Raw genomic sequence first — 17,541 nt, 5'->3', positions numbered from 1 at the left:
TCCCACCTGCACACAGGCCCGCGTCATGCGGGCCTCGTCGTTTTATCGTGCGCTCAGCGCGGATAGACGAAACCGGTACGGATATCCGTCGGCAGCAGCCGGCTGCCGTCACGCACCATCAGGCGCTGCGGCGGCTCGTCGCCGGCCAGGGCGCGCCAGATGACAGGTAGCCCCTCCCCTTTGCGCAACAGCTCGTCGCTGCGTTCGAATACATTGGAACAACCCGTGGCCGCGAGCAGGGCCTGCACGATGGTCACTTTCCACGCGTCGACACCGGCAGCGTTGAACTGGCACACCAGGTAACCGCCGGTCCCGCCATAGCTGTGCACCAGCAGCCCCGGCAGGCCGTCTTTTTCGCCATCGATCACCAGGGTCAGGGCTTGCGGATCGGCGTTGCGCACGGCGACGGCGCGCCGCGCGACCGCGGCCTGCACGCGCCGTTTCATCATGGCGTGATCGACCGGCTCGTCCTCGCGCAGGGTCCAGACGCGGGCCGCGATCTGCGACTTGGCGTTATAGGCCGCGCGCGCCAGAAACTGGCGTGCCGACGACTGCACGATTGCAGTGACGCCGGGTTTGCCGCGCTCCTGGGGCCGTCCCTCCACTTTCTCGATGGCGGACAAATAAATCCATGGATCGCCGGACAGCAGGCTTTTTTCCTTGCCCTGTTTGATGGTGATGATGAGCATATGCAGGCTTCGTTTTCAGGAGCCGCATGATACAGCAAGGCGTTATCGCCCGGGTTATGCGTACGCCTCATGTCGATTAGTTGCAAACAACGGCGACAGAGTTGCGGCTTCGACAAGGCTCCCCTACACGGCCATGCAACCCAACATCGGGATCCTTACCATGTTTTCCAGCACTGTTCTGACGCGCTGCCGAGCCGCCATCAGCCTGGACGGCCTGGCACCGCTGGTCACATGGCGCGCCGCATGCGCCGAACGAGCGCCGAACGAGCGCCGACGGGTGCCGGCAACGTCACGGCGCTCGGCCAGGGCAAGCGCACGACCGCGAAAGGCGAGCAAGGCGTGCTCCTCCGGGAGAAGTCCGGCCCCGGCCTGCCGAACCGCGGCTATTTCACATGCGGCCGCTAAACATCACTTGTCGTTATCCGGCGGCGGCGCGTTCTTGACCATCTCGTTGTGTTCCTTGACATAGGCTTCCGTGCCCGCGCGCCAGGCGTCGAAGTCCGCCACGACCATCCGGCCGGCCACCTTGGTGTCTTCCGCCAAGCGATCACCAACCTCCTTCAGGTGCGCGTTCGCCTTCTCCGTCTCATCCTTCGTCATCAGCTTCGCGATGTCTTCCGGGATGCGTTTCGCCAGCGGCAGGGAGGCGTTCAACTGCTTCACCCAACGGTTGTGGCACGCTTCCCAATCCTTCATCTTGCCGCTGTAATAATCGATTTCCTCGTTGACCTTGGACATGACCGGGAAGCGCGGCGCCGGGCAACGGTAATCGCTCGTGCGCAGGTCGGAGCCGTCGTATTTCGCGATCCAGTAGTCGAGGTCGGCACGGCGCGCCTCGCGCTGCTTCATCAACTCGAGCGACGCGATGGCGACGGCATTGCCCTTCGCGGCCGCCTTCTGGAACCATTGCGCGGCCTTGTCCATGTCGACGCCGCCCGCCTCGCCGTAGAAATACATTTCGCCCAGGTGCTGCTGGGCCATCACGTTGCCGGCGTTCGCCAGCTTCGTGTATTTCGCCAGCGCTTCCGGATACGATTTCTTCGCGAACAAAGCGTCCGCTTCGGCAAGCTCGGCGGCAGCGTTGGCGGGCGATGCAGCGGCGGCCGGCTTCGCGGCAGCACCTTTCGCGGGCGCGCCTTTCACAGATAATTTCGCGCCGGGCTCGGCGGCGATTGCGACACCACCGCACAGCAGTGCGGCGCAAAACAGGGCAGTCTTCATGGGGTGTGCAGTCTATGAATCAAGATGGGGAACAGGACGATCATAACCGCAGCGCCCCGCCCGCTCAACCGTTCAATGCAGCGCCGAAATCGGCCAGCAGGTCGGCCGTATCCTCGATACCCACGGACACGCGGATCAGCGATTCCGCGATGCCCATGCTGGCGCGGCGCTCGGCGCCCATCTCGAAGAAGATCGTGTGCGCGACCGGGATCACGAGCGTGCGCGTGTCGCCCAGGTTCGATGCGGGAATCGCGACCTTCAGGCGGTTCAGGTAATCGAAGCAGTCGATGCCCTCCTTCAGCTCGAAGCTGAACAGCGAGCCGTACGCGCGGAACTGTTCGGACGCCAGCTTGTGCTGCGGGTGCGATTCCAGGCCGGGATAGTGGACGGCGGCGACGCGATCATCGGCCTCGAGCATGCGTGCCAATGCCAGCGCGTTCGCGCACGTGCGCTCCATGCGCAGCGCGAGCGTTTCGGCGCCGACCGCGATGTGGTGAGCCGCTTCCGGCGCCAGCGATGCGCCGAAGTCGCGCAGCGCTTTCGCGCGCAGCTGGGCCATGCCCTGCGCGGCGGGCGGCTGGCGGCGGAAGTTGTCGGCGATGTTCGGATAGGCGCTCCAGTCGAACACGCCGGTGTCCGTCAACGCGCCGCCCAGCGCCATGCCGTGGCCGCCGATCGATTTCGTCAGCGCGTTCACGACGAGGCCCGCGCCGACCGCCTTCGGACGGAACAGGTAGGGTGTCGTCATCGTGTTGTCGACGACGTACAGGATGCCGCGCGCGCGGCACAGCTCACCGATGCGGGCCAGGTCCGCGATCTGCGTGCGCGGGTTGGCGATCGTCTCGACGAACACGAGGCGCGTGTTCGGCTTCAGCGCGGCTTCCACGTTCGCGACGTCGGTCGCATCGACAAACGATACTTCCGTGCCCTGCGCGGCCACCGTGTTCCACAGGCTGTTGGTATTCCCGAACAGGAACGAGGACGACACGACGTGGTCGCCCGCGCGCAGCAGCGCCTGCGCGAGCGCGCCGATGGCGGCCATGCCGGTGCCGAAGCACAGCGACGCGACGCCGTCTTCCATCTTGCTGATCTTGTCTTCCAGCGCGCTGACGGTCGGGTTGCCCTGGCGGCCATAGCGGAAGCCCGGTTCCTTGCCCTGGAAGACGGACGCCAGCTGGCGCGCATCCGTGTAGCCGAACGCGACCGACGTGTGGATCGGCTTGTGCAGCGAGTTGTGTTCGATCGACTTCCTGCGGTCGTTGTGCAGGATGGTGGTGGTGAAACCGTAGGAGGGCTTGTCGCTCATGGTGATTTTTACGTTTGGTGGGCACGGGCTGCCCACCCTACGGCATCCCCATGCCCGGTTGAATACGATTTATTCGGCCGCGACGGGCGGGTTCAGGTTCAATTGCGTGCGCACGATGTCTTCCGACGACTTACCGGACGACTTGTGGCGCGCGTGCTCCAGCTGGTCGAGGTAGGCCGGCGTGACGTCGCCCGTGACGTAGACGCCGTCGAAGCACGACGCTTCCACGTTCGTCAGGGCCGGGTTGACGTCGGAGATCGACTTCTTCAGCGCATCGAGGTCCTGGTAGACGAGGCGGTCGGCCGTGATCTCGCGGCACACTTCCTCGACGATGCGGCCGTGGGCGATCAGTTCGTCGCGCGTCGGCATGTCGATGCCGTACACGTTCGGGTACAGGACCGGCGGCGCGGCGGACGCGAAGAACACCTTGCGGGCGCCCGATTCGCGGGCCATCTGCACGATCTCGCGGCTCGTCGTGCCGCGCACGATGGAGTCGTCGACGAGCAGCACGTTCTTGTCCTTGAATTCGGACGGGATCGCGTTCAGCTTCTGGCGCACCGACTTCTTGCGCATCGCCTGGCCCGGCATGATGAACGTGCGGCCGACGTAGCGGTTCTTGATGAAGCCTTCGCGGTATTCGACGCCCAGCTTCAGCGCGAGCTGGATCGCGGCCGGACGCGACGAATCGGGAATCGGCATCACGACGTCGATCTCTTCGACCGGGATCTCCTTGCGGATCTTCTCGGCCAGGTATTCGCCCATGCGCAGGCGGGTCGCGTACACGGACGCGCCGTCGATCACGGAGTCGGGCCGCGCAAGGTAGACGTATTCGAACGCGCACGGGTTCAGCGACGGATTCTCGGCGCACTGGCGCGTGTGCAGCTGGCGCTCGGCGTCGACCCAGACGGCTTCGCCCGGCGCGATGTCGCGCACGAAGCGGAAGCCCAGGCCTTCCAGCGCGACGGATTCGCTGGCGACGAGGTATTCGGGGCCGTTCTCCGTCTCGTTGATGCCGAGGCACAGCGGACGGATGCCGAACGGATCGCGGAACGCGAGCAGGCCGTGGCCGGCGATCTGGGCGATGACGGCGTACGCGCCGCGCACGCGGCGGTGCACGTGCGCGACGGCCTTGAACACGGCGTCCGGATCGAGCGAGTAGCCGTCGGCCGCGGTGGCGATCTCGTGGGCCAGCACGTTCAGCAGGACTTCCGAGTCCGAGTTCGTGTTGACGTGGCGGCGGTCGATGCGGAACAGTTCTTCCTTCAGCTGTTCCTGGTTCGTGAGGTTGCCGTTGTGCGCCAGGGTGATGCCGAACGGGGCGTTCACGTAGAACGGCTGCGCTTCCTCTTCGCTGGACGAACCGGCGGTCGGGTAGCGGCAGTGGCCGATGCCGGAATTGCCTTGCAGCGAACGCATGTTACGCGTGCGGAAGACGTCACGCACGAGGCCATTGGCCTTGTACATCGAGAACATGCTGCTGTGATTGGTTGCAATCCCCGCCGCATCCTGACCGCGATGCTGCAACAGCAGCAAAGCATCATATAACAGCTGGTTGACGGGGGCTTGCGAGACGACGCCGACGATGCCACACATGGTGTGCTCCTAAACTTGGACAGCTAGACAAAAGGGTGTTTCAAAACTGCACGTGCTGCGCGAAGGCAGCGGGCAAGAAAGGTTTGACTGTGCGCGCTCCGGTTTCCGCCATGGGCGAGAACAGCGCGTCCTTCCAGAAAGCCTGTTGGGGGATGGATGTCATCCCGCACAATATGACGCCGGCCAGCACGATCACAATACCCCGGCCCAATCCGAACAGGCCGCCGAGGCCGCGGTCGGCCAGGGACAGTCCGGAGGCCTCGATCAGGGCGCTGATCGCGAGGGCCAGCAGGCCCATCAGCACGCGCACGCCGAGGAACAGTGCAATGAAGGCAACGATCAGCCGCAAGGCTTCGCCCGGAATCACGGATGGTAGCATGGGTGCCAGTTTCGCGCCGAAGGCGTTGGCCACGATGAAGGCCGCCACCCAGCCGACCAGCGACAGGATTTCCTTCACCAGGCCGCGCATGGTGCTGATGACGACCGACGAGATCAGGATGAACAACACCACGTAGTCGAAAATCGTCACGGCTTCAATCGAATCAGACCGGGGTCATGGCGCCGGACAAGCCCAGGCGGCCCAGCTTGGCGCGTACTTTCTCGGCGTCTTCCTTGTTCAGGGGACCGACACGTACTCGGATCAGTTCGCCGGAAGGGGTGGACGTCTTCTGCGTGTACGACGAGATGCCCGCTTCGCGCAGCTTCGCCTGCACTTCCGCCGCCTTTTCCTGGCTCGACAGCGCGGCCACCTGCAGCACGAAGCGCTGCGACGAGGCCTCGGCCGGCTTGCCTTTCTCCGCCGCCTTGCCTTCCAGGATGGCCATCGCGCGCGCCGCGTCGTCCTTCGGCTTCACGGGTTTTTCCTCGGCTTTGGCTTTGGCCTTGTCGCGGGCTTCACGCGCGAGACGCTCCGCCTTCTCGTGCTCGGCCCGCTCGTGCTCGGCCTTCGCGCGTTCCGCCTTTTCCTTCTCGGCGAGGCGCGCTTCGGCCTTTGCATCCTTGTGCTCGGCCGTGGGCGTTTCCTTGTGTTCGGGCTTGTGCTCGACCTTCGGTTCAGGTTTCGGCGCGATCACGGCCGGCGGTTGCGTTGCGACGCTCTCGGGCTTGGCGGCGGCGACGGCGGCCGGAGCCTTCGCGGCGGGCGCGGGCGGCGGTGCGTCGACCACTTCCTCGCCCTTGTCGACACTGTCCGCGGCGGACACGGCTTTATCCGCGGCCGGCACGGGCAGCGGCGCGGCCTTGTCCTTGGCGGGAATCTGGATCGCGATGTCGCCGGCGAGCGGCTTGGGCTCGGAATCGAGCAGCATCGGCAGGCCGACGGCGGCCGCGAGCGCCAGCGCGATGGCGCCGACGAGGCGGCGCCGGGCGCGCTTCTTTTCGGGAAGCATGGGGTCGGCACCAGGACGGCGCGATGCGCCGCCACCGGCATTGCTGGCGCGTTTGGCGCGGGCGCGCTCGCCGATCGCGGCGTCGTCGTCCTTGCTGTAGAAGCGGCCACTGTCCTCGGCGAGGCGGTCCTGCTTGCTTTTACGAGAGAACAAGCCCATGCGGTGTCACGTCAATGAAGAGAGGATTTACGGGCGGCCATCACGCCAGCCACGGTATAGAACGAGCCAAAGACCACTATTCTATCATCCTGTCCGGCCCGGCTTGTTGCATCTGCGAATGCATCGGCCGGATTCGCGAACGTTTTGACCGAGAATTCGTCGTCTTTCGCACCACTCGGCTTCAATGCCTGCAGCTTCTCGGCCAGCACGGCCGGGTCCGCCGACCGGGGCGACGGCAGCGCCGTCACGCACCAGTGGTCGATGTTCGGCGCGAGATGGGCGACGACAGCATCGATGTCCTTGTCCTGCATGATGCCGAACACGGCGTACGTGAACCGGTGGAATCCCATGTTGCCCAGGTTCTGGGCGAGCGTCGCGGCCGCGTGCGGGTTGTGCGCGACGTCGAGGACCGTCGTCGGACGGCCCGCCAGCACCTGGAAGCGGCCCGGCAATTCGACCATCGCGAGGCCCGCGCGCGTTTCCTGGGCACCGACCGGCAGCACGTTGCGCAGCGCTTCCAGCGCGGCCAGCGCGGCCGATGCGTTCAGCAGCTGGTTGGCACCGCGCAGCGCCGGATACGCGAGCGAATTGCGGCGCTGCGTGCGGCCGCCGTAGGCCCACTGCTGCTTGTCGCCCTGGTAGTTGAAATCGCGGCCCAGCAGCCACAGGTCGGCACCGATGTCTTCCGCATGCTTGATCAGCGCTTGCGGCGGCTGCGGATCGCTGCAGATCGCGGGCTTCCCGGGACGGAAGATGCCGGCCTTCTCGAAGCCGATCTCTTCGCGCGTGTCACCGAGATAATCCTTGTGGTCGATGTCGATGCTCGTGACGATGGACACGTCCGCATCGATCACGTTCACGGCATCCAGGCGGCCGCCGAGGCCCACTTCCAGGATCGCCACGTCGACGCCGGACGTCGACAGCAGGTGCATGATCGCGAGCGTCGTGAATTCGAAGTACGTGAGGTCGATGTCGCCGCGGCGCGCCTCGACGTCGTTGAAAGCGGCGATGAGCTTGTCGTCGCTGGCCATTTCGCCGTTGATGCGGGCACGCTCGTTGAAGTCGAGGAAGTGCGGCTTGATGTACAGGCCGACCTTGTAGCCGCTCTGCAGCAGGATGGCTTCCAGCATGGCGCAGGTCGAGCCCTTGCCGTTGGTGCCCGCGACCATGATCACGGGGCAGGAAAAGGCGAGGCTCATGCGCTCCTTGACGGTGCGCACACGGTCCAGGCCCATGTCGATGTGGGTTTCGGCATGGCGCGACTCGAGCAGCGCCAGCCAGTCGGGCAAGGTAGTCGGCAGGTTAGGCATGGGATGGCTTCCGGAATGCGCGCGGCCGGCTGCTTTGCACAAGCAGCCGGCCGCGCGGTGACAGCGAATCAAGCGATGACGTCGGCCGGCTGGCTTTGCAGCAGGGCGAGCAGCTGCGCAATTTCTTCGCGCATCTTGCGGCGGTCGACGATCATGTCGATGGCGCCTTTTTGCAGCAGGAACTCGGAACGCTGGAAGCCTTCCGGCAGTTTTTCGCGCACCGTGTTCTCGATCACGCGCGGGCCGGCAAAGCCGATCAGCGCCTTCGGTTCGGCGATGACGACGTCGCCCATGAACGCGAACGAGGCGGACACGCCACCCGTCGTCGGGTCGGTCAGCACGCTGATGAACGGCAGTTTTTCTCGGCCAGCTTGGTCAGCATCGAGGTGGTCTTGGCCATCTGCATCAGCGACAGCAGGCCTTCCTGCATGCGCGCGCCGCCGCTGGCGGTAATGCAGATGAACGGCACTTTCTGCTCGAGCGCTACCTGGGCGCCGCGCACGAAGCGCTCGCCATTCACGGACCCCATCGTGCCGGCCATGAATTCGTAGGCGAAACAGGCGACCACGACCGGCAGGCTCATGATCGAACCGCCCTGCACGACCATCGAATCGGTCTCGCCGGTGGCTTCCATCGCGTCCTTCAGACGGTCAGGATATTTCTTGCTGTCTTTGAACTTGAGGGTATCGACCGGCAGCACGTCCTGGCCGATCTCGTAGCGGCCGCCCTCGTCGAGCAGCGCGTCGAGGCGCTCGCGGGCGCGGATGCGCATGTGGTGGCTGCATTTCGGGCAGACATGCAGGTTCGACTCCAGGTCGGCGCGGTACAGGACCGACTCGCACGACGGGCACTTGACCCACAGGCCTTCGGGCATGGTCTGGCGCTTGGCGGCATCGGAGCGCTGGATCCGGGGGGCAGCAGCTTTTCCAACCAACTCATGTTCTCTCCTTTGCGGCAATTCTGGAATTGGGCGTAGTGTAGCCGTTCGCATCGGGCTTGTCGAATTCTTGCCGTTAATTACTTGCCTTCTTAATAAAGTTGCGCTAGCAGAAATGAGAACCGGGGCGCTCGGCCCCGGTAATGTCGCGCACGATCCCGGCGTCAGCGCACTGCGGCCTCGCCGACCTCCGCCGTCGTGAATTCGAAACCACCGATGCGGGCTGCGACCAGGTTGTAGATCCACGCACCGAAGGCAGCGCCGATGAAGGCGCCGGTCGCGTAGGCCACCGGCATCATGATCAGCATGGCGATGCTGGCGCCCGCGGGCATGAACGATGACATGAACAACCCGGCCAGTACGACGACGGGGATGGCGGTGACGAGATAGACAGCGGCCATGACCTTGGCCGACTGCATGACGGAAACCTGCACGATTTGTTTTTTCATGATGGATGCCGGGGTTGAGTGGAAGGGAACTGCTCTGCCACTGTATGCCCACGTTTCCAGCAAGAAAATCGACCGCATCAAAAAACACCGGGGTCAGAGCCCGATTTTGAGCAATTTCCCAAAATCGGGCTCTGACCCCGGTTTGATCAGGCGCAGGTCAGCGGGCGTCCAGCGCTTGACGGATCCCGGCGACGAAGGCGCGCACGGCCGCGGGGCCCTGCGCTTTCGGCGTGTTTTCCAGTTCCTGGATGATGCGGCTGCCGATGACGACCGCGTCGGCGACGCTGGCCACCGATTTCGCCGTCTGCGCGTCGCGGATGCCGAAGCCCACGCCGATCGGCAGCTTGACGTGCTCGCGGATCGCGGCCACGCGCTTGGCCACGTCGGCCGTGTCGATGCCGCCGGCACCCGTCACGCCCTTCAGCGACACGTAGTAGCTGAAGCCGCTGCCGTGGCGCGCCACCTGCTTCACGCGTTCCGTGGTCGACGTCGGCGCGAGCAGGAAAATCATGTCGAGGCTGCTGGCCTTCATCTCGGCCGCGAACGCTTCGCATTCCTCCGGCGGGTAGTCGACGACGATGGCGCCGTCGGCACCGGCCGCCTTCGCGCGGCGGACGAATTCGCTCTGGCCCATGCGCTCGATCGGGTTCGCGTAGCCCATCAGCACGACCGGCGTGTGCTGGTTCGTTTTGCGGAACTCGGCGACGTAGCCGAATACGTCGGTCATGCTGACGCCGAAAGTGAGCGCCCGCTCGCAGGCGCGCTGGATGACGGGGCCTTCCGCCATCGGGTCGGAGAACGGGACACCCAGTTCGAGGACGTCGGCACCGCCTTCCACGAGGGCGTGCAGCAGCGGAACGGTCAGTTCCGGGGCGGGGTCGCCGGCGGTAATGAAAGTGACGAGACCGGTCTTGCCCTGTTCCTTGAGGGCGTCGAAAGTTTGTGCGATACGGGACATGCTGTTCTTCCTTATTCTGTGGTTGCAAACGATGGGGCACGTCGAAAAACCTGCTGCGAGCTCGCGACGGTTCTTCGAGGTGCCCGATGATTGGGGCTCAGCCGAAGTTGAGTCCCGCCCGTTGCGCCACGGTGTGCATGTCCTTGTCGCCGCGGCCCGACAGGTTGACGAGGATGATCTGATCCTTGGGCAAGGTCGGCGCCAGCTTGGCGGCGTAGGCGATCGCGTGCGACGATTCCAGCGCGGGGATGATGCCCTCGATGCGGCAGCAGTCGTGGAAGGCGGCCAGCGCCTCGTCGTCCGTGATCGACACGTATTCCGCACGCTGGCTATCCTTCAGCCACGCGTGTTCCGGTCCGACGCCCGGATAATCCAGGCCGGCCGAGACCGAATGCGTCTCGATGATCTGGCCGTGCTCGTCCTGCAGCAGGTAGGTGCGGTTGCCGTGCAGGACGCCCGGGAAGCCGGCCGTCAGCGACGCCGCGTGCTTGCCGGAGTCGAGGCCCTCGCCCGCCGCCTCGACGCCCACGAGCTTCACGCCCGGCTCGTCGATGTACGGATAAAAGATGCCCATCGCGTTCGAGCCGCCGCCGATGCAGGCGACGACGTAGTCCGGCTGGCGGCCCGTCATCTGCGGCATCTGCACGCGGCATTCCTCGCCGATCACGGACTGGAAGTCGCGCACCATCATCGGATACGGGTGCGGACCGGCGACCGTGCCGATGATATAGAACGTGTTCTCGATGTTCGTGACCCAGTCGCGCATCGCTTCGTTCAGCGCGTCCTTCAGGGTCTTGGAACCGGATTCCACCGGCACGACGGTCGCGCCCAGCAGTTTCATGCGGTAGACGTTCTGCGCCTGGCGCTTGACGTCCTCGCTGCCCATGTAGATCACGCATTCGAGGCCGAAGCGGGCGCAGATCGTGGCCGTCGCGACGCCGTGCTGGCCGGCACCGGTCTCGGCGATGATGCGCGGCTTGCCCATGCGTTTCGCGAGCAGCGCCTGGCCGATCACGTTGTTGATCTTGTGGGCGCCCGTGTGGTTCAGGTCTTCGCGCTTGAAGAAGATCTGCGCGCCGCCGCCCTGTTCCGACCAGCGCTTGGCGTGGTAGACGGGCGACGGACGGCCGACGAAGTGCGCCAGCTCGTAGCGGAATTCTTCGAGGAATTCGGGATCCTGGCTGTAGCGCGCGTACGCGTCGTTCAGCTCGGCCAGCGCGTGGCTGAGCGTCTCGGCGACGAACGAGCCGCCGTACGGGCCGAAGTGGCCGGTGGTGTCCGGCAGTTGATAGTCGGGGGTCTTGAACAGCGCCTGGGCGCCGTTAACTTGATTCGCTTTCATGGTGTTCCTGGCTCAAAAGGGTGGCATCGCCTGCCCGCACCGCGTCGATGAACGCGGCAATCTTGCGGGCATCCTTGATCCCCTTCGCCGCCTCGACACCGCTACTGATGTCGACCGCGAAGGGGCGTACTTGCGCCACCGCGCCAGTCACGTTGTGTACGCTCAAGCCACCACTCAAAACGACCCGAGGCGCGAGCTCTTTTGGAATAAGAGACCAATCGAAAACCTTTCCTGCGCCGCCGTAGGCATCCACGTACGTGTCGAGCAGCAAACCTGAGAACCAGGGAGAAGCGGCGCGGTATTGAGCTTCCGATTCTAGCAAATCGGCGGCCGTCGTGTCAGCGCTTGTTCCCGATTTTACCCGGAATGCCCGCGTGAACGGCCGCTGCACGGCGGCGGCCAGTTGCGCGCATGCCTCCGGCGTTTCGTCGCCGTGGAACTGCAGCAGCGACACCGGACCGGCCGCGGCGACCGCGCGCACCTCGTCCACGGTCGCGTTGACGAACAGGGCGACGGCGTTGACGTACGGCGGCAGTTCACGGGCCAGCTCCGCGTAACGCTCGTGCGTGACGTAGCGCGGACTCTTGGGATAGAACACGAAGCCGAGGGCGTCGGCGCCGGCATCGACGGCAGCGTGCAGGTCTTGTTCGCGGGTGATGCCGCAGATCTTGATTCGGGTGCGTGGCATATCGAGGGGTTATCGAGAGGTTATCGAGGGGTCAGAGCCCGGTGTTGCTTTTTAAGGGGCTCTGACCCCGGAGTTGCTGACCCCGGAGTTGAGGGGCTCTGACCCCGAAGTTGCTGACCCCGGAGTTCCCGGCCGTTGCCCAGCCAATTATCGGTTATAACGGGCGCTACCACTCACCACCGGGGTCAGAGCCCTAAAGGAAACACCGGGCTCTGACCCCTCTCCTGCGGCAACCCCCACTTCGGGTCGTAGTCGATTGTAGCAAGGTACAGCCCATCCGGCATGAAGGTGGGCGCCGCGGCGTCGCGCGAGCGCGCGTCCAGCACCTCGGCCATCCAGCCGGGTTCGTTGCGTCCGGTCCCCACGTAGATCAGCGAGCCGACGATGTTGCGCACCATGTGATGCAGGAACGCGGACGCGCGCACCGTGAACACGATGATGTCGCCCATCCGTTCGATCTTCACCTCGTGCATCTGCTTGACCGGCGAATTCGCCTGGCAGCCGGATGCGCGGAAGCTGGAAAAATCGTGCGTGCCGATCAGGTGGGCGGCCGCTTCGCGCATGCGCTCGACGTCGAGCGGGCGGAACACCCAGCCGGCGCGTCCGGCCAGCAGGGCGGACGGGTTGGCGTGGTTGTACAGCACGTAGTGATAGGTGCGCGAGCGGGCCGAGAAGCGCGCGTGGAAGTCCTGCCCTTCGGCGTCCGGTGCCACGACGTGGGCCCAGCGCACGACGATCGACTCGGGCAGGAACGCATTCGTGCCGCGCACCCATGACTGCGGGGCGCGGTCGAGGTCCGTGTCGAAATGGACGACCTGCTCGATGGCGTGGACGCCGGCGTCCGTGCGGCCGGCGCACGTCGTCGCGAGCCGCGTGCAGGCAAATTTCTCGAGCGCGATCTCCAGCTGGTCCTGGACCGTGTCGCGCGATGGTTGTTTCTGATACCCGTTCCAGGCGGTGCCCACGTACTGGACACCCAATGCGATACGTGTCAAATCGTCCTGCCTTACACCAGTGCCGCGCGCATCGAGTTGGCGCGTGCCGCCTGCTCGGGATTGCCGCCGCGGATGACTTCTTCGAGCAGCTCGCGCGCCCCTTCCTTGTCGCCGATCTCCTGGTAAGCGATGGCCAGGTCCAGCTTCGTCTCCATCTCCATGTGCGCGGCGGACAGCGCGGCCGGTTCCGCCGGCGCGGCCGGTTCTTCAAACCTCGGCTCGGACAGCGACTGTACTTCCGGCAGCGGCAGCGAACCGTCGGCCGGCAGGTCGAGGTCAAAGCCGCCGACGTCGAACTGTGGCGCGGCCGGTTCCAGTACGATGCGATCCGGCTCGGCGAACGGCGCGTCGGCCGGTGCCGGCGTGGCCGGGATGTCGAACAGGTGTTCGTCCAGCGCGGCCGTCGGGATCGACGCCGCCGAATTTGAAACCGAACGTTCCGCACGCGGCGTTTCGTCCAGGCCGAAGTCCATCGCGTCGAGGTCGAACAGCGGATCGCGTGCCGGCTGCTCCGGTTCCGGCGGCAGGCTGGCCTGCAGTTCCGTCGGCAGGTCGGGCAGGTCGAATTCGCGGGCCAGGTTGGCCATCTCGATGTCGGCGGCGGCGGCGGTGCTTGCAGCCGCGGCGGCGGCCGGTGCCAGCAAATCATCGTCCGTGTGCACTTCCAGCTGCGGCACCGGATTCGCGGCCGGGGCGGCGAAGTCCATGTCGAACGAGAAGTCGAGCGGATCGTGTTCCGTCTTGTCCGTGGCCACTGCGGGTTCGGCCGGCTTCTCGAACGCGCTCATGTCGAAGTCGAGATCGTGCACGCCACCCAGGTCGGCCGCAGGCTCCGCGGCTGCTTGCGACGCGGGCGCCGGCTCGACGGGTTCGAAGGCGAGGCCGCCCAGGTCGAAGTCGAGCACGTGATCGTCTTCCATCGGCGCGGGATCGGTCGACGGCGCATTGGTGACGGGCGCCGGAGCCGGCTGCGCAGTCGCCATCGCGTCGGCAAAATGCTGGCTGAAGTCCAGCGGCTCGCCGGCCAGCGCCGCCGTCGGCGTGGCCTGCGGGTCGGGCGCGCTGAACACGTCGTCCAGCTCCTTCGACAGCAAGGCCTGCTGGCCCAGTTCCTCGGTACTCGGCGCCGGACCGCTTGGTGCGGCGGTGTGCTGGTACAGCGGGTTGAGCGGATCGATGGTGAGGCCCAGCGCGGCGGCCTGCGCCCACTCGTCGCCCTGCCCGCGCGTCATGCTGTAGAGTTCCGCAGCCTGCGTCTCGAACGCGCGCTGGTCCTTGCGCGCGGCATAGATCTCGAGCAGCTTCAAGCGCACCGGATAGCGTTCCGGATGCGTGCGCAAGGCTTCCTTGAGGATTTCCTCGGCCTGGGCATCGCGGCCGTAGGCGATGTAGACGTCGGCTTCCGCCACCGGATCCACTTCGTTCGTGTCGAGCTGGCTGGCGGACGGCGCGAAGCTGGAATTGAAGACGCTGTTGTTCGTGTCCACGCTCTGGCCGCCCGTCTCCGCGAACATCGAATGCGCCGGTTCGCTCGGCACGCCGAGGATAGCCGGTTCCGGCACCACCTTGACGACCTTCTTCTTGCGGCGCTGGGCGACAAGCAGGCCGCCGAGCAGCAGCGCGGCCGCGCCGCCGCCGACCAGCGGCAGGTTTTGCATGATGAAGTCCATCAGGCCCGGCTCCGGCGGCGCGCCGGCGGGCTTGGCGGCCGGTTTGATGGTTGGCAGCTTCTTCGGTGCGGGCTGCTGTGCCGGCGGTGTCGCGGCAACGGGCGCGGAAGCGTTCTGTTCCGCCTCGGCGCCGGCCTTGCTCTTGATCGTGGCAATCTTCTCGAGGTCGTTCACGTTGCGTTCGAGCTCGCGCACGCGCGTCTGCGCATCGGCCAGTTCCTTCTCCTTGGCGATGCGGTCCTCGGCGCTCATCGTCGTGCCCCTGCCGGCCGGGGTGTTCGGCGCGGCTTTCGACAGACGGAGCTGGTCCTGCGATTCGTTCGCGGCGGTCGGGCGCTCCTCGACCTTGGCCGTGATCTTGCCGGCCGCGCTCTGCCCCGCCTGCGGGGTCTTGACGGGCTCGGACGCGCCGACCTGGCCCGCCAGCTTGTTGCGGTAGGCGTTGAAGTCGGCCGCGTGGGCGACGACGACGCCGTGTGCCTCGGTATCGTCCATACCGCGCACGGCATCGCCCGCCGGCACGGTCAGGATGCGCCCCGATTTCAGACGGTTCATGTTGTTGCCGATGAAGGCATCCGGATTGGCGCGGTACAGCGCCACGAGCATCATGTCGAGCGACACGTCGACGGGTTTCAGCTGGGTGGCGATGCGGCCCAGGCTGTCGCCCGGCTTGACGCGGTAGCGCGACGGCGCTGCCGTCTCCGCCGCCGGTTTGGGCGCTTCCGCGGTCTCGGCACGTGCGGCCCGGCGCGGACGCTCGGCCGCCGGCGTGGCCGGCGACGCGGCGGGTGCCGCTTCCGTGCGCGGACGCGCGGATTCGCTCGCCGCGACCTGCGCCGACTGCGTCGCGCGCAGCTCGGCCGGATCGAGCAGGAACGTGTATTCGCGTACGAGGCGGCCGTTATTCCACGACAGTTCCAGCAGCATGTCGACGAACGGCTCGTTCAGCGGCTGCGTGGAGCTGACGCGGATGAACTGGCGGCCGCCGCGCTGCTCGACGTTGAAGCGCAGCGACAGCAGCGCCGGATTGAAATCGATGTTGGCCGCCTTGAACGCTTCCGGCGACGCCAGCTTCGCGGTGAGGCCGGACGCCTCGTCGCCGGACACCGCCGTCAGTTCGATTTCGGCGCGCAAGGGCTGGCCGAGTGCGGACAACACCGTGAGCTTGCCGAGGCCGGCCGCGTGGGCCGCCGACGTCAGGACCAGCGCACTTGCGACCGCCGCAGTGAGCTTTTTCAGTGCGGACGACTTCATCGGGAGGCGGGGAGTGACATGCATAGGTTCGAGAGCGACGTGGCCGGAGGTCTCAGGAACATATCATCATGCACTGTGGCATGCAAGTTCCGCAGGGAGAAACATTCAAGGAGTCTGAGGTATGTAGACGGTCTATTCAGACTTATGATGTTTTTTGGATGATCCGGTGTCAATTCGCTACCGGATCCAGAATGACAAAGGGCGGCCGGGGGCCGCCCTTTGGGGCGATCCGTGAGCCGCCCTTTGGGGCGATCCGAGAGCCGCCCTTTGAGGCGATCCGAGAGCCGCCCTTCGGGGCGATCCGAGAACCGCCCTTCGGGGCGATCCGCGAGCCGCCCTTCGGGGCGATCCGTGAGCCGCCCTTCCTTCAGCCGCAGGTGAACAGCATTACTTGTCCAGCACGATGCGCAGCATGCGGCGCAGCGGCTCGGCGGCGCCCCACAGCAGCTGGTCGCCGACGGTGAACGCGGAGATGTACTCCGGGCCCATCGACATCTTGCGCACGCGGCCGACCGGGATCGTCAGGCTGCCCGTGACGGCGGCCGGGGTCAGGTCGCGCACCGACGCTTCGCGCGTGTTCGGCACGAACTTCACCCACTGGTTGTCGTTCGCGATGATGTCGTTGATCTCGTCCAGCGGCACGTCCTTCTTCAGCTTGATGGTCAGCGCCTGCGAGTGGCAGCGCATCGCGCCGATACGGACGCACAGACCGTCGACCGGGATCACATTGGAGCCGTTGTGACGGCCCAGGATCTTGTTGGTCTCGGCGCCGCCCTTCCACTCTTCCTTCGACTGGCCGTTGCCCAGGTCCTTGTCGATCCAGGGGATCAGGTTGCCGGCCAGCGGCACGCCGAACTGCTTCGTTTCCTCGGCCGACAGGCCGTGCTGGGTGGCCAGCACGCCGCGGTCGATTTCCAGGATCGCCGAAGCCGGGTCGTCCAGCAGGTTCTTGACGGCCGAGTTGATGGTGCCGAACTGGGTCAGCAGCTCGCGCATGTGCTGCGCGCCGCCGCCCGATGCGGCCTGGTACGTCATCGACGTCATCCAGTCGACCAGGTCGTTCTTGAACAGGCCGCCGAGACCCATCAGCATGCACGACACGGTGCAGTTACCGCCGATGAAGTTCTTCACGCCGTTCACCATCGCGTCCTTGATGACGTTCAGGTTGACCGGATCCAGCACGATGACGGCGTCGTCGCTCATGCGCAGCGTGGACGCGGCGTCGATCCAGTAGCCGTTCCAGCCGCTAGCGCGCAGTTTCGGGAACACTTCGGTCGTGTAGTCGCCGCCCTGGCACGAGATGATGATCTCGCATTTCGACAGTTCGGCAATGTCGGTTGCGCTTTTCAGCTTGGTTTCGTTCTTCGCCATCTTCGGCGCATCGCCACCCGGATTCGAGGTGGTAAAGAACACCGGCTCGATGTGGGCGAAATCGCCCTCGTCCTGCATGCGCTGCATGAGGACCGAACCGACCATGCCGCGCCAACCAACCAGACCTACTAGTTTCATTTTGATCCCTCGTTTAAGTTATTCCGCCCCAGTCGGCGTATTCCTGATTTCTTGCATGTCGGCGGGCACGGGG

15 protein-coding genes and 1 pseudogene are annotated in these 17,541 nt (G+C 65.6%); 1 reads left to right on the top strand and 15 read right to left on the bottom strand.

Translation table 11 applies throughout. The features are described 5' to 3' along the window. Window positions 1–53: 53 nt before the first annotated feature. Window positions 54–689: an SAM-dependent methyltransferase gene (locus ACEN98_RS09665; RefSeq protein WP_413383836.1), complete on the bottom strand. Its 636-nt coding sequence runs from the start codon at window positions 687–689 to the stop codon at window positions 54–56. Window positions 690–932: 243 nt separating this feature from the next. On the opposite strand from ACEN98_RS09665, the gene ACEN98_RS09660 reads away from it, so the two are divergent. Next, window positions 933–1,094, top strand: a complete 162-nt coding sequence (locus ACEN98_RS09660) for a hypothetical protein (protein WP_413383834.1) — start codon at window positions 933–935, stop codon at window positions 1,092–1,094. Window positions 1,095–1,097: 3 nt separating this feature from the next. Here ACEN98_RS09660 and ACEN98_RS09655 read toward each other — a convergent pair whose 3' ends face one another. From ACEN98_RS09655 to asd, 14 genes and pseudogenes are all read right to left on the bottom strand, one after another. After that, entirely contained in the window at window positions 1,098–1,910 is an 813-nt protein-coding gene (locus ACEN98_RS09655) for a tetratricopeptide repeat protein (protein WP_413383832.1), read from the bottom strand. Window positions 1,911–1,974: 64 nt separating this feature from the next. Next, window positions 1,975–3,216, bottom strand: a complete 1,242-nt coding sequence (locus ACEN98_RS09650) for a cystathionine gamma-synthase family protein (protein ID WP_413383830.1) — start codon at window positions 3,214–3,216, stop codon at window positions 1,975–1,977. Window positions 3,217–3,285: 69 nt separating this feature from the next. Next, on the bottom strand, window positions 3,286–4,809 hold the full coding sequence (gene purF / locus ACEN98_RS09645; protein WP_413383828.1) for an amidophosphoribosyltransferase: 1,524 nt from the start codon (window positions 4,807–4,809) through the stop codon (window positions 3,286–3,288). Between the two features lie 40 nt (window positions 4,810–4,849). Then, entirely contained in the window at window positions 4,850–5,338 is a 489-nt protein-coding gene (locus ACEN98_RS09640; RefSeq protein WP_056136726.1) for a CvpA family protein, read from the bottom strand. Window positions 5,339–5,351: 13 nt separating this feature from the next. Next, the gene (locus ACEN98_RS09635) at window positions 5,352–6,356 is read right to left on the bottom strand and encodes an SPOR domain-containing protein (RefSeq protein ID WP_413383826.1); all 1,005 of its coding nucleotides are present in this window, start codon (window positions 6,354–6,356) and stop codon (window positions 5,352–5,354) included. Between the two features lie 11 nt (window positions 6,357–6,367). Beyond that, window positions 6,368–7,666: a bifunctional tetrahydrofolate synthase/dihydrofolate synthase gene (folC, locus tag ACEN98_RS09630; protein ID WP_413344701.1), complete on the bottom strand. Its 1,299-nt coding sequence runs from the start codon at window positions 7,664–7,666 to the stop codon at window positions 6,368–6,370. Between the two features lie 68 nt (window positions 7,667–7,734). Then, window positions 7,735–8,605 (bottom strand): annotated as a pseudogene (gene accD, locus ACEN98_RS09625) (acetyl-CoA carboxylase, carboxyltransferase subunit beta). A 162-nt stretch (window positions 8,606–8,767) separates the two neighbouring features. Continuing rightward, complete coding sequence (locus tag ACEN98_RS09620; protein WP_413383824.1) at window positions 8,768–9,052, bottom strand: hypothetical protein; 285 nt, start codon at window positions 9,050–9,052, stop codon at window positions 8,768–8,770. A gap of 157 nt (window positions 9,053–9,209) precedes the next feature. Further along, entirely contained in the window at window positions 9,210–10,010 is an 801-nt protein-coding gene (gene trpA, locus ACEN98_RS09615) for a tryptophan synthase subunit alpha (RefSeq protein WP_413383822.1), read from the bottom strand. Window positions 10,011–10,107: 97 nt separating this feature from the next. After that, a complete protein-coding gene (gene trpB, locus ACEN98_RS09610) occupies window positions 10,108–11,352 on the bottom strand; it encodes a tryptophan synthase subunit beta (RefSeq protein ID WP_413383821.1) in 1,245 nt (414 codons plus the stop codon). Next, entirely contained in the window at window positions 11,333–12,040 is a 708-nt protein-coding gene (locus ACEN98_RS09605; protein ID WP_413383819.1) for a phosphoribosylanthranilate isomerase, read from the bottom strand. The genes trpB and ACEN98_RS09605 overlap by 20 nt, the downstream gene beginning before the upstream one ends. Window positions 12,041–12,225: 185 nt before the next feature. Then, the gene (truA, locus tag ACEN98_RS09600; protein WP_413383817.1) at window positions 12,226–13,035 is read right to left on the bottom strand and encodes a tRNA pseudouridine(38-40) synthase TruA; all 810 of its coding nucleotides are present in this window, start codon (window positions 13,033–13,035) and stop codon (window positions 12,226–12,228) included. A gap of 11 nt (window positions 13,036–13,046) precedes the next feature. Next, window positions 13,047–15,959, bottom strand: coding sequence for a FimV/HubP family polar landmark protein (locus tag ACEN98_RS09595; protein ID WP_413383815.1), 2,913 nt, complete (start codon window positions 15,957–15,959; stop codon window positions 13,047–13,049). A gap of 387 nt (window positions 15,960–16,346) precedes the next feature. Then, window positions 16,347–17,468, bottom strand: coding sequence for an aspartate-semialdehyde dehydrogenase (gene asd, locus ACEN98_RS09590; protein WP_413343190.1), 1,122 nt, complete (start codon window positions 17,466–17,468; stop codon window positions 16,347–16,349). Window positions 17,469–17,541 lie beyond the last annotated feature (73 nt).

This window comes from Massilia sp. CT11-137, assembly GCF_047302885.1.
Classification (GTDB): Bacteria; Pseudomonadota; Gammaproteobacteria; order Burkholderiales; family Burkholderiaceae_D; genus Telluria; species Telluria orientalis.
This window is presented reverse-complemented; position numbering and strand designations above follow the sequence as displayed.